This window comes from Prevotella sp. oral taxon 299 str. F0039 (genome assembly GCF_000163055.2).
Classification (GTDB): Bacteria; Bacteroidota; Bacteroidia; order Bacteroidales; family Bacteroidaceae; genus Prevotella.
Genome location: NC_022111.1, coordinates 282,080 through 294,743, shown reverse-complemented (window position 1 = coordinate 294,743; position 12,664 = coordinate 282,080). Strand labels below are relative to the sequence as shown.

At 34.7% G+C, this 12,664-nt stretch carries 11 protein-coding genes; 5 read left to right on the top strand and 6 right to left on the bottom strand.

Annotation, left to right across the window (positions count from 1 at the left end):
* Nucleotides 1-9 precede the first annotated feature (9 nt).
* The 3 genes from HMPREF0669_RS04070 to pyk all read left to right on the top strand — a co-directional run bounded on the left by HMPREF0669_RS04070 (nt 10) and on the right by pyk (nt 4,237).
* Nucleotides 10-1,212 (top strand): aminopeptidase C, encoded by a 1,203-nt coding sequence (locus tag HMPREF0669_RS04070; RefSeq protein ID WP_009227251.1) that lies wholly within the window; start codon nt 10-12, stop codon nt 1,210-1,212.
* Nucleotides 1,213-1,566: 354 nt separating this feature from the next.
* The gene (locus HMPREF0669_RS04065; RefSeq protein ID WP_009227250.1) at nt 1,567-2,364 is read left to right on the top strand and encodes a GEVED domain-containing protein; all 798 of its coding nucleotides are present in this window, start codon (nt 1,567-1,569) and stop codon (nt 2,362-2,364) included.
* Nucleotides 2,365-2,773: 409 nt separating this feature from the next.
* Complete coding sequence (gene pyk / locus HMPREF0669_RS04060) at nt 2,774-4,237, top strand: pyruvate kinase (protein WP_009227249.1); 1,464 nt, start codon at nt 2,774-2,776, stop codon at nt 4,235-4,237.
* A gap of 113 nt (nt 4,238-4,350) precedes the next feature.
* Here the strand turns inward: pyk and recA are convergent, their stop codons facing one another.
* From recA to HMPREF0669_RS04045, 3 genes are all read right to left on the bottom strand, one after another.
* Nucleotides 4,351-5,382: a recombinase RecA gene (recA, locus tag HMPREF0669_RS04055; protein WP_009227248.1), complete on the bottom strand. Its 1,032-nt coding sequence runs from the start codon at nt 5,380-5,382 to the stop codon at nt 4,351-4,353.
* 100 nt (nt 5,383-5,482) lie between these two features.
* Nucleotides 5,483-6,676 (bottom strand): saccharopine dehydrogenase family protein, encoded by a 1,194-nt coding sequence (locus tag HMPREF0669_RS04050; protein ID WP_009227247.1) that lies wholly within the window; start codon nt 6,674-6,676, stop codon nt 5,483-5,485.
* A gap of 37 nt (nt 6,677-6,713) precedes the next feature.
* Nucleotides 6,714-7,319, bottom strand: coding sequence for a DUF6621 family protein (locus tag HMPREF0669_RS04045; protein ID WP_009227246.1), 606 nt, complete (start codon nt 7,317-7,319; stop codon nt 6,714-6,716).
* Between the two features lie 301 nt (nt 7,320-7,620).
* Here HMPREF0669_RS04045 and HMPREF0669_RS04040 point away from each other — a divergent pair, with 301 nt between their 5' ends.
* Together HMPREF0669_RS04040 and HMPREF0669_RS04035 are read left to right on the top strand one after the other, a co-directional pair.
* A complete protein-coding gene (locus tag HMPREF0669_RS04040; RefSeq protein ID WP_009227245.1) occupies nt 7,621-9,180 on the top strand; it encodes a sensor histidine kinase KdpD in 1,560 nt (519 codons plus the stop codon).
* Nucleotides 9,181-9,185: 5 nt separating this feature from the next.
* Complete coding sequence (locus HMPREF0669_RS04035; RefSeq protein ID WP_009227244.1) at nt 9,186-9,884, top strand: response regulator transcription factor; 699 nt, start codon at nt 9,186-9,188, stop codon at nt 9,882-9,884.
* A 237-nt stretch (nt 9,885-10,121) separates the two neighbouring features.
* On the opposite strand, the gene bcp is transcribed toward HMPREF0669_RS04035, so the two are convergent.
* From bcp to HMPREF0669_RS04020, 3 genes are all read right to left on the bottom strand, one after another.
* On the bottom strand, nt 10,122-10,580 hold the full coding sequence (gene bcp, locus HMPREF0669_RS04030; protein WP_009227243.1) for a thioredoxin-dependent thiol peroxidase: 459 nt from the start codon (nt 10,578-10,580) through the stop codon (nt 10,122-10,124).
* An 85-nt stretch (nt 10,581-10,665) separates the two neighbouring features.
* Nucleotides 10,666-11,547, bottom strand: a complete 882-nt coding sequence (locus tag HMPREF0669_RS04025) for a 4-hydroxy-3-methylbut-2-enyl diphosphate reductase (protein WP_009227242.1) — start codon at nt 11,545-11,547, stop codon at nt 10,666-10,668.
* Nucleotides 11,544-12,608, bottom strand: a complete 1,065-nt coding sequence (locus HMPREF0669_RS04020; protein ID WP_009227241.1) for a DUF1573 domain-containing protein — start codon at nt 12,606-12,608, stop codon at nt 11,544-11,546. The genes HMPREF0669_RS04025 and HMPREF0669_RS04020 overlap by 4 nt, the downstream gene beginning before the upstream one ends.
* Nucleotides 12,609-12,664 lie beyond the last annotated feature (56 nt).

Sequence of the window (12,664 nt, the reverse complement as noted above, 5' to 3'; positions counted from 1 at the left end):
CAGTAAAACATGAAAAAAATAATCATGCTAGCTGCACTTACATGCGCTGTAACAGGCATGCAGGCAGAAACAAACACAGACAGTATCAAAGTAGTAAAACCTGTATTCACTGTAGTCAAAGCAAATAAAATAACAAGTATCAAGGACCAAAACAAAAGTGGAACTTGTTGGGCTTATTCTACAAATAGCTTTTTTGAAAGCGAAATTTTAAGAAAAACAGGTAAAACTTACGATTTAAGCGAAATGTTTGTTGCTGGTAAAACATACATGGATAGAGCAATTAAAGCTGTTCGTATGCACGGAGATGTTAGTTTCTCAGAAGGCGGTAGTGGCTATGATGTACAATATTGCTGGGAAAATTATGGTATGATTCCAGAGTCTGCTATGCCATTACCTGGTAAAATGATAGGTGACTCATTAGCAAACTTCTCAGAATTCTTTAGCGTTATGACTCCATACGTTGAGGCTGTAGCAAAGAATAAAGCTTCAAAACTAACTCCCGCATGGAAGAATGGTTTACAAGGCATTATCGATTCATATCTTGGTAAAGCACCAACTTCATTCCAATACGAAGGTAAAACATATACACCACAATCATTTGCTGCTAGTTTAGGATTGGATATGAAAGATTATATCAGCTTTACAAGCTACACACACCACCCTTTCTGGACTGAATTTGCAGTAGAAGTACAAGACAATTGGCGCTGGCCCATGAGCTGGAACGTACCTATTGACGACCTTTGTAAAATCATAGACAATGCAATTATGAATGGCTACACAGTTATGTGGGGCGGTGATGTAACAGAAGATGGTTTTACACGTAAAGGACTAGGTATTGCTTACGACGTTAAAAAAGCACGTTCTATGGCAGGAACCGACGCTGATCGATGGTTTAAGCTATCAAGTAGTGAGAAGAAAAACAAGTTAGGTGCCCTTGGAATCAATGCACCCGAAATTGTTCCAACACAAGAAATGAGACAAGAAGCATTCGATAATTGGGAAACAACTGACGACCACGGAATGCACATCTATGGTATCGCTAAAGATCAAAATGGTAAAGAATACTACATGGTTAAGAACTCTTGGGGTACTTATGGCGATTATAATGGCACATGGTATATGACCAAAGCATTCGTTGCTTACAAAACAATGGACTTCATTGTGAACAAAAATGCAGTTCCAAAGGATATCCGTAAAAAGATTGGTCTATAATCATCGCACCATAAACTATAAGTAAATACGCTTATAGTAACAATAAAAGATGAATAATCTTAGATTCATTCCACCTTATTATATATAAGGCTAAAAGGAAAGTCTTAAGATTATTCATCTTATTTTATATCTGCCTACCACCTAAAAGGCAACAAGACAACTAAAAAAAGTAAGTGTTAAAGAAATATTTTAAAGGCTTTTATTTGTTTAATATCAATAAAACTATTACTTTTGTATTGAAATAAAACTACACATCTATACTAATAAAACAAACAAACAAGAATATGTAGATAGAACAAGATGTAAAACTAAGTAACTTAATAACAATTATTACAAATAAAAAAACAATCTATTATGAAAATTTTTACTTCTCTTTTAAGCCTAGGTATGGCTTTATACGCCTTTAACTTTGCACAAGCGCAAAGCTACACACAACCTTATCAAACCGTTCCTACAGCAATGCATGCAGCAACTCAATCACTTTATAGCGTGAATGTAAGTATTGATGGCAACACTGTTATGACTTATACCGATACAAATGGCAGACAATCTTACAACTGGTTGCAGGACGAATATTCATTTACAGTAAAAAAAGGACAAGAAGTTACACTTGATGTTCGTGCAGGCATTTGGTCATGGGACATTGCAATTGGTTTCGATTGGGATCATGATGGCACATTCGAAGACCAACAACGTGCTTTTGCTAAAGTAGGTTCTACCGCTTCAAAAAATAATAGTTCATGGGGACATGAGCCCTATAACACAGATACATATCGTAAAAGTCAACAAACAGCATTAGGCCATCTCGGTGTAGTTCAACACACATTTAAATTTACGGTACCTGCAACTGCAAAAGAAGAAACTACAAGATTCCGCATTCTTTGCGACGGAGACGGCTATGCTTATGGAAGAACAGTACCTCCATTCAATTTAAATGACAAAGTAGGTTATGCTGGTTCAATGCACGATTTCGGTGTAAGAATTGAAGGAGAAGCAGGCCCTGAAACTGGAATTAACAACACAACAGTAACAAATAACTCAAATAAACCTGCTGAAATCTACACAATTGATGGTCTTCGTCTCAACACAACAGTAGATAAACTCACAAGAGGTATCTACATCATCAATGGTAAAAAGGTGGTTATTAGATAATTAATCAAGCAACACTACCACCCTATTCATATCTAAAAAAAATAGGATAGCGTAGAATATAAAAAAAATAAAGGCAAAGACCAAGTATAACTTTAAGTTTTAAATGGCTCTTTGCTTTTTTATTTTCATGAATAATCCAACTATAATAGCGCCTTAAATCTTCTTACAGCATCTTTATTAGCACGTAAAAGCTATCATCTTGTATGATTTTTTTTGCGATTCTTTTACATATTAGCTAAAATTCTTTTAGAAACAAATCACCATATCTTTGCATTTTCCAAAGAAATAAATTATAATGTAACACCTGTTTAAACAACATATTTTAGTATGCTGTTGATTGGTATATCAAAAAAAATATGTAGATTTGCAATATATTATTTTTTATTCTAAATTTCAATACATTATATATATGAAACAAACTAAAATAGTTTGCTCTATTAGTGACTTTCGCTGTGACGAGGAGTTTCTAAGAAAACTCTTTTTTGCAGGAATGAATGTCGTTAGAATGAACACGGCACATGCTCCCAAAGAAGGTATAAAAAAGATTATAAAGAATGTTCGTGCAGTTTCTCCTCATATTGCTTTATTGATAGATACTAAAGGTCCTGAAATCAGAACAACATCAGTTGATGAACCCATTCAATATCACATCGGAGAGAAAGTAAACATCTATGGTTGTCCTGATAAGATTACAACACACGATCATATCAATGTTTCTTACACTGAAATAGTAAGAGACGTGAAAGAGGGAGACCACATCTTGTTTGATGATGGTGCATTAGATATGTTGGTAACAGGTAAAGAAAACGACCATCTTCTTGTTGAAGTACAAAATGAAGGCGTTTTAGGTGCACGTAAAAGTGTTAATGTTCCTGGAGAACATATCGATCTTCCTGCATTAACAGAACGTGACAAAGAAAACATTCTTCTTGCTATTGAACAAGATATTGATTTCATTGCTCACTCTTTTGTACGCTCTGCTGCTGACATTAAAGCTGTTCAAGATATCTTAGATGAACACGGAAGTGATATTAAAATCATCTCAAAGATTGAAAATCAAGAAGGAGTTGATAACATTGACGAGATTATTGACGCTTCGTATGGTATCATGATTGCTCGTGGTGACTTAGGTATTGAGGTGCCAATCGAATGTATTCCTGGTATTCAACGCTCAATTATCCATAAATGTGTATTGAAGAAGAAACCTGTTATCGTAGCAACCCAAATGTTGCACACTATGATTAACAACCCAAGACCAACACGTGCTGAAGTCACCGACATTGCAAATGCGATCTATTATCGTACTGATGCTTTGATGCTTAGTGGTGAAACTGCTTCAGGAAAGTATCCTATTGAAGCAGTAAAAACAATGGCTGCAATTGCAGAACAAGCTGAAAAAGATAAGATGAGAGAGCACGATATTGATCCAGTTGCTGACGTAACAGATCAAAGAGAGTTCCTTGCTCGTGCTGCAATTGAAGCGACTCAACACTTAGGTGTTAAGGGAATTATCACCGATAGTGAAACAGGACAGACTGCAAGAGCACTTGCTTCATTTAGAGGACCTACTCCTGTACTTGCTATTTGCTACAAAGAAAAGACTCAACGTTTATTAAATTTGAGTTATGGAGTTATTCCAGTATATCAAAAAGAACATGTTTCTTCACAACATACTTTCATTGCAGCACTCAGAATGTTGAAACAAAAGCACTACTTAGAGCTTGATGATAAGATTGCATACCTTAGTGGATCACTCGGTGCAGGTAGCGGTACAAGTATTTTAGAGATAAACAAAGTACGAGCAGTATTTGATAGAAACTATACATTTCACTTACCTGATCAATTCCTAAAATCCAAAAACGGATCGGAATAAATAGAAAATCAGGAACTTATTCTCTAAAACTCAAGAAATAAGTATATTAAAAAAGAAAGCGATGACGTTGCTATAACATCATCGCTTTTTATTATTTATCTCGACTGCTCTTTTTAATTCTTTTTATTGCGAATAGCTTCTTTTATTAAACCTTCAATCTCTTCACATAGTTCGGGATTGTCTTTTAATAACCTTTTTGCTGCATCTCTTCCTTGACCTAATTTAGATTCTTTATAAGAAAACCATGAACCGCTCTTTGTTATGATGTTATGTTCAACCCCAAGATCGATAATCTCGCCAATTTTAGAGATACCTTCACCATACATAATATCAAACTCTGCCTTCTTAAATGGAGGAGCAACCTTGTTTTTCACTACCTTTACACGGGTTTCATTACCGATTGGTTCATCTCCATCCTTTATTGCTGTGCCACGTCTGATATCTAAACGCACGCTAGAATAAAACTTCAAAGCATTTCCACCCGTTGTTGTTTCTGACGGTCCATATGTTACTCCAATCTTATCACGTAGCTGATTAATAAAGATACATGTTGTATTTGTTTTATTGATGGTACTTGTTAGCTTTCTAAGAGCTTGGCTCATAAGACGTGCTTGCAATCCGACATTATTGTCACCCATGTCTCCATCGAGTTCTTTTTTAGGAGTAAGAGCAGCTACAGAGTCTATAACTACAATATCAACTGCAGAAGAACGAATTAATTGATCTGCAATTTCAAGAGCTTGTTCACCAGTATCTGGCTGTGAAATCCATAGTTCATTGATATTAACACCAAGCTTTTCAGCATAAAAACGATCGAAAGCATGTTCTGCATCGATAAATGCTGCAACGCCACCTGCCTTTTGTGCTTCAGCAATAGCATGTATTGCAAGAGTGGTTTTACCTGAAGATTCGGGACCATAGATTTCTATAATACGTCCTTTGGGATAGCCTCCAACACCTAAAGCCAGGTCAAGTCCGATACTACCAGTGGGGATAACATCAATATTCTCAATATTTTCATCTCCCATACGCATAATTGCTCCACGTCCAAAGTCTTTCTCTATCTTTGCCATTGCGGCTTGTAGAGCCTTTAGCTTATTCTCTTGTAAACCCTCTTGTGGGCTCTTCTCTTTTTCTTTAGCCATGCTTGTTTTTCTAAGTAGTTTAAAGTTTATAATCAATAATGAAATAAACAACCTCACAATGAGGTTTGTTTATTTCATAAATATATTACCATTCAGATTCTTATAACTCAAGATCTCCGTTGAAAACCTCATGCCATGGAAGTCCTTGCTTATTGAGTTCTTCCATAAATGGATCTGGGTCAAACTCTTCAACATTCCATACTCCAGGTCTTTTCCATAAGCCTTTGAAGAACATCATGGCTCCTATCATAGCAGGAACTCCAGTTGTATAGCTAACACCTTGCATACCTGTTTCGTTATAAGCATCTTGGTGTTTGCAGTTATTATATACATAATAAGTAAGTTCTTTACCATCTTTAATACCACGAATTCGACAACCAATACTTGTTTCTCCTTCGTAGTTCTCACCTAAATCTTGTGGATTTGGTAAAACTGCCTTCAAGAATTGCAATGGAACAATTTGCTGACCATTATAATCAATGGGAACAATACTTGCCATTCCGATATTCTCTATCACTCTAAGGTGATTGATATATTGTTCTCCAAAGGTCATCCAGAAACGTGCTTGCTTAATAGTTGGGTAATTTTTTACCAAACTTTCGAGTTCTTCATGATGAAGAAGATAACTCTCTCTAGGACCAATATTGGGGTAAGTTAATGGCTGATGGATTTCCAAGGGTTCAGTTTCAATCCATTGACCTTCTTTATAATAAAGTCCTTTTTGAGTGATCTCACGAATATTTATCTCGGGGTTAAAGTTGGTAGCAAATGCTTTATGGTGATTACCAGCATTGCAATCTACGATATCTAGATAGTGAATTTCATCGAAATAATGCTTTGCAGCATATGCAGTAAAGATACCAGATACACCAGGATCGAATCCGCATCCAAGAATAGCAGTTAAGCCTGCATCTTCAAAGCGTTTCTTATATGCCCATTGCCAGCTATACTCAAAGTGTGCTTCATCTTTGGGTTCATAGTTCGCAGTGTCTAAATAATTAACTCCACATGCTAAACATGCCTCCATAATAGTTAAGTCTTGATAAGGGAGAGCTAAGTTTATTACGAGTTCAGGTTTATAACTATTGAATAGCTCTTTAAGCTGTTCAACATCATCAGCATCAACTTGTGCAGTCTTAATCTTTGGGTTTCCTATTGCTTTTACAATTTGATCACATTTTTCTTTACGGCGAGAAGCGATCATAAATTCTGTAAAAACATCCGCATTTTGTGCGATTTTGAATGCAGCAACAGTAGCAACACCACCTGCACCAATCATTAATACTTTTCCCATATTTGTATATTGTTATTATTTTGTTTATTTCTTTATACTAATCTTTTAATTCTGAACCCCGAATTCCGAGGGCACTCATAAGTGAATACCCAAGAATCTCTTGTTTAAAATTGCCACCTTGCATTGGTTGCATGGCAAAAAGAGTTATTTTCTTGTTCTCATCATCAACTCTACTAAGAGTCATCCTTAATTCAGTCCATAATGATTCTTTTTCGTGATTAGGAATAATCATCACTCTTTTAACATTGGAGTGGTTGCATATTGTTGATGTGATATCTGTAAAGAGAGCATCTTTCTCCACAATTTCTTCATATGGAAACGAAGAAATAACGAATTCTCCAAGATGATCTTTAAATGCTTTTTGGTTGAGTTCTTCTTCGAAATTAGCTGGAGTAAAATTATTCAATTGCTTTGATTTTTTATCATGCAGCAGAATCACTTGAATACTATTTTCTCCTTCCCTTATTCCTCCATCTAATGCAATACAATCTAGCCAATGGGCAAAGTCTGCTTTCGGAATACGACGTTCGAGCATTCTTTCGAAGTTTACAATAAGGTGAAAAGCTGTATTATCAATGCATTCTGCATCTACAATGATAACATTTTCACTCCAATCCTCTGTATTTAAAAGATTATTTTCCATTAATGCAAAGATAATAAAAAAAGATTATATGATAACTTATTATGTTTATTGTTTTTACTTATAACTTCTTTGGATTATAAAACTTGTAACATGAAACAGATAGAAGAATATATTTTTATCCTACATACAAATATTTTCTTTCTTTTTTGGTCCTTATAAAACCAGTTTAACCCAGAGATAATTAAAAACATAGTTTTATATTTACAACTTAAGAAGAGATAATAGTTAACATACACTAATAAAGGAGATTTTATTAACACTAACATGTTAATTCATTATTCAATATCCTATATTTGCAAATATGAAAAAGAGGACAATAGGAATAATAGCAGTTATCATGGGATTTTCTTTCCTTGCACTACTCTTTTTACAATTGCAGTATATGCAACGAATGGTGCAAATGAAGAAAGAGCAATTTAATGAATCGGTAAATCGTGCTTTATATCAAGCCTCAAAAAACTTAGAACTCAATGAAACTTTACGCTATCTTGAAAAAGATATTAACGAAACAGAACGTAAAGCTTTTATTCAAGATTCTATAAATGCTTTATCAAAAAAAGGAGGAAAAGCAATTCAACATTCTCATCAATACTCTGTCACAGGTAAAGATGGAACAGTTTATTCTTCATTCGAGTTAAAAACGATAACAATACGTCCTTCAAAAATTCCAAAGGGAATGATTCTCGAAAGAGATAAGAATTCTATAACAGAGGCTTCAAAGTCGTTCCAAGAATTAGTAAAAAGCAGATATATTTATCAAAAGGGTCTACTCGACGAGGTTGTTTACTCAATACTTTATTCTGCATCAGAGAAACCTTTGAAAGAAAGAATTAACTTTAAGCTTCTAGATCAAGACCTAAAGGCTGAATTAATGAATTACGGAATAGATATTCCTTATCATTTTATTGTTTCAACTCAAGATGGCCGAGAAATATATCGATGCCCAGACTATAGTGATGCCAACGAAGACTATTGTTATTCTCAAGTATTATTTAAAAATGATCCACAAGCGAAGGTAGGCGTTGTGCGTATCCATTTCCCAGAAATGGATAAGTATATTTATTCTTCTGTATGGTTTGTTATTCCATCATTAATATTTACAATAGTACTGCTCATAACATTTATATTTACGATTGTCATAATATTCAGGCAAAAAAAATATACAGAATTAAAGAATGACTTTATTAATAATATGACTCATGAATTAAAAACGCCAATTTCTAGCATCTCCCTTGCGGCACAAATGCTTAATGACGAGTCGATAAACAAAAGTCCATTCATGCTTAAACACATAGGAACTGTTATCAATGATGAATCAAAACGACTACGTTTTTTGGTTGAAAAAGTTCTTCAAATGTCAATGTTTGATCGCAATAAAGCAATCTATAAATCAAAAGAATTAGACTTAAATGAGATGGTTTATAATATTGCAAATACTTTTACCTTGCGTGTAGAACATACTGGAGGAAAGATTTATACTGAGATAGAGGCAGTTGATTCGACTGTATATGTTGATGAAATGCATTTTCAAAATGTAATATTCAACCTTCTTGACAATGCGGTGAAATATAGAAAGCCTAACACCCCGTTAGATATATTCTTAAAGACATGGAATGAAAATGATTACATCATACTCTCAATCAGAGATACAGGTTTAGGAATAAAAAAAGACAATATAAAGAAAATTTTTGATAAATTCTACCGTGTTCACACTGGCAATGTTCACGACGTTAAAGGATTCGGATTAGGACTTGCATACGTAAAACAGATTGTAAACGCTAATGGAGGAGAAATAATCGTTGAAAGTGAATATGGAAAAGGAACAACATTTACAATTAAATTACCAATAATTAAAAATTAAGAATTATGGAAGACAAATTAAAAATCTTATTGTGCGAAGATGATGAGAACCTAGGAATGTTGCTTAGAGAATATCTACAAGCAAAAGGTTATGCAGCAACTCTTTGCCCAGATGGTGAAGCAGGATATAAAGAATTTTTGAAAAATAAATTTGACATTTGCGTTCTTGATGTAATGATGCCTAAAAAAGACGGATTTACTCTAGCACAAGAAATAAGACAATCAAATGCAGATATGCCTATAATATTCCTCACTGCAAAAACATTAAAAGAGGATATATTAGAAGGATTCAAGATTGGAGCAGATGATTATATCACAAAACCATTCTCTATGGAAGAACTAGTATTCCGTATTGAAGCTATTCTTCGTCGCGTACATGGTAAGAAGAACAAAGAAAGTACATTGTATAACATTGGTAGATTTACGTTTGATACCCAAAAGCAATTGCTAACAATTGGAGATAAGCAAACAAAACTAACAACTAAAGAAAATGAATTGTTAGCTTTACTTTGCTCACATGCAAACGAAATTCTACAACGTGATTTCGCATTAAAAACCATTTGGATTGATGATAACTATTTCAATGCACGCTCTATGGATGTTTATATAACCAAACTACGTAAACATTTAAAAGACGATGAACAAATAGAAATCATTAATATTCATGGTAAGGGCTATAAACTTATCACCCCTGAACAAGATTAATATTATTCAAAAGAGCTTGATAAAATATATCAAGCTCTTTTTTCTTCTTTTCTCATATACAAATACCTTAATCAGACATGAGTTTCTAGATACTTCATCCATATCACAAGAATAGCAAATCATATTGATATCCTTTTTTTATCGAACGTTTTTCTTTTATTATATCGAAAGAAAATCGTTTTACAAAGAAGAAATATTGGAACCTAACTAGAAATCACAATGCGTCTCTAAGATATACTACTTCACTAATTTAAGTAATTGAGATGCATGCTCTTTTACTTTGATACTCTTTGGAGTAATGATATGCTCTACCTTACCTTCTTCATCAATGATAAATGTGGTTCGATAGGTACCAAAATAGGTTCTACCATACATTTTCTTCTCGCCCCAAACACCAAAAGCCTCTACCAATGTCTTATCTGTATCGGCAATAAGAGGGAAAGGAAGTTCGTATTTTGTAATGAATTTTTGATGCGATTTCTCATCATCTACACTCACCCCAATCACTTCTAAACCTGCACTTTGCAAGTCGTTATAACCCTCTTTCAAGCTACATGCCTGACTTGTACAGCCTGGTGTGTTATCTTTTGGATAAAAATAAAGCGCAAATTTCTTACCAAGATAATCGCTCGACTTTATCTCTTTACCGTTAGCATCACGTCCTAAAATCTCTGGAATCTTATCTCCTATTTCCATAATATCTGTTTTTTATGTGTTTATAAATAATTTAAAATTAAATAGAAACGCACTATTTGCAAGGTTTTACACTAACAATAGGCTTCTATTCGTTACTCTCTTGATTTCCATTTAAATGCTTTTTGATATAATCTCTGCACTCTTCCATCAACCATTTAGGCGTACTTGTTGCACCACAGATACCTACAGAATTCACATTCTCAAACCATTTAAGGTCTATTTCTTCTGCATTCTCGATGTGATAGCTATTGGGGTTGATGTTTTTACATTGATTATAAAGCACCTTTCCATTACTACTCTTGCGTCCACTCACAAACAATATAAGGTCGTGTTTAGCTGCAAAGAGCGCAATATTAGGCATTCTGTTTGCCACTTGCCTACATATAGTGTCAAAACTATCAAACTTTGCCGAGCTAGAAACATGTTCTTTGATATACTTTATGATACGTAAAAACTCGTCTAAACTCTTTGTTGTTTGTGAATAAAAATAGATATCACGATTGAAATCGAGTTTTTTTGCATCTTCAAAGTTCTCTATTACGATTGCTCTATTGGCAGTTTGACCAACCAAGCCCAACACTTCTGCATGTCCATTCTTTCCGAATATCACAATCTGAGCGTCTGGATTTTCCTCGAATTGCTTTCTAATTCGTTTTTGAAGTTGCAACACAACAGGGCAAGTTGCATCTATAATCTCTATATTATTCTGCTTTGCTAGCTCGTAAGTACTTGGTGGTTCGCCATGAGCACGCAACAAAACCTTTGCATTTTTAAGCTCTTTAAGCTTATCATGGTCGATAGTTGTGAGCCCACTCTTTGCAAGTCGGTTCACTTCCATGCCGTTATGAACAATGTCTCCCAATGAGTACATCGCCTCACCAGATGCAAGTTCTTCTTCAGCTTTACGTATTGCAGTGGTCACTCCAAAGCAAAATCCACTGCCATTATCTATCTCTATGTTAATCATTTTACGTTAATTGTTATAATAACTTTAGGCTTTGAGGGGTCGTTTGTAATCATTAAAACCCTTGGTTTTACCTTAACGCTCTTCAATAGCTGTGCATCTGCGGTTATCTTCATTGTTGTTGCCTCGCCAGGTCTAAGCTTTGTCTTGCTTAAATCAACACGCAAACCTGCTGTAAACATTTGAATAGAGCGTATATCTAATACCGATTGACCTACATTCTTTATCTCAATCTCGCCTTTTTTCTTCTTTTTACCATCAAAAGAGCCAAGTTCTAGCACCTCATTAGATAGCTCTAACTTCGCACTTTTTTGTAGTTCCTCCTCTGAAAGCTTATCAAACGAAGGCAAAAGCACTACACTTACGTTAATTTCTTTATCACTCGACACTTTATCTCCAGGATACATACCCAAGAAAATTGATGTTTGTGTTAATCCAAAGGTATTCAATAGTCTTGAATCTAGACTGATTGAAAGTACTCCACTCTGTCCTGGTGCAAGCTTATTAGGCGATATATCTACCTTTAAATAATTGGGAAGATGCATCGCTATTGGCTGAATTGTCTTCTTTGTATTATTCTTTATAAAGATTTTTTGCTGTGGATATTCGCCTGTATGAACGTCATCAAACTCTACGTCGTTGCGTTCTGCTTCCAGACTACCTATCTTTGAAGCATAAGTTCCTTTGAAATCTTGTATCGAAGACACTACAACTCCTTTATAGATAAGGAGTGCAGGGCGTGGATCTGCATTGCTATAAACAAGTAATTGTTTTGTAAAATGACCCAATTGAGCCGCATCGAAAGTGGCACAAATATGCGCTTTACCACCTTGTAGTATTGGTTGTTTAGGATAATCTACCTTTACACAGCCACAACTCACCTCAACATTATTGATCACTAAGGGTTTGTTTCCTGTGTTAGTCACCTCATAATCAGCAACTACTGGTATTCTATAGCTTGTTTGTCCTATATCTGTCACTTCATTAGCAATGGTCAATTCTTGTGCATTTGCCATCGTCATGCACGAGCAAAGAACCACTGCCATCATCCACATTCTATTCATTTATATTCTATTTTATTATTATCTATTTTTGTAAATATCATTTTATCTTGCCTCTC

Bases quoted from the DNA above. Each gene is read 5' to 3' on its own strand.
- HMPREF0669_RS04070 (WP_009227251.1), top strand. From the start codon at position 10: ATGAAAAAAATAATCATGCTAGCTGCACTTACATGCGCTGTAACAGGC.
- HMPREF0669_RS04065 (WP_009227250.1), top strand. From the start codon at position 1,567: ATGAAAATTTTTACTTCTCTTTTAAGCCTAGGTATGGCTTTATACGCC.
- pyk (WP_009227249.1), top strand. From the start codon at position 2,774: ATGAAACAAACTAAAATAGTTTGCTCTATTAGTGACTTTCGCTGTGAC.
- recA (WP_009227248.1), bottom strand. From the start codon at position 5,382: ATGGCTAAAGAAAAAGAGAAGAGCCCACAAGAGGGTTTACAAGAGAAT.
- HMPREF0669_RS04050 (WP_009227247.1), bottom strand. From the start codon at position 6,676: ATGGGAAAAGTATTAATGATTGGTGCAGGTGGTGTTGCTACTGTTGCT.
- HMPREF0669_RS04045 (WP_009227246.1), bottom strand. From the start codon at position 7,319: ATGGAAAATAATCTTTTAAATACAGAGGATTGGAGTGAAAATGTTATC.
- HMPREF0669_RS04040 (WP_009227245.1), top strand. From the start codon at position 7,621: ATGAAAAAGAGGACAATAGGAATAATAGCAGTTATCATGGGATTTTCT.
- HMPREF0669_RS04035 (WP_009227244.1), top strand. From the start codon at position 9,186: ATGGAAGACAAATTAAAAATCTTATTGTGCGAAGATGATGAGAACCTA.
- bcp (WP_009227243.1), bottom strand. From the start codon at position 10,580: ATGGAAATAGGAGATAAGATTCCAGAGATTTTAGGACGTGATGCTAAC.
- HMPREF0669_RS04025 (WP_009227242.1), bottom strand. From the start codon at position 11,547: ATGATTAACATAGAGATAGATAATGGCAGTGGATTTTGCTTTGGAGTG.
- HMPREF0669_RS04020 (WP_009227241.1), bottom strand. From the start codon at position 12,608: ATGAATAGAATGTGGATGATGGCAGTGGTTCTTTGCTCGTGCATGACG.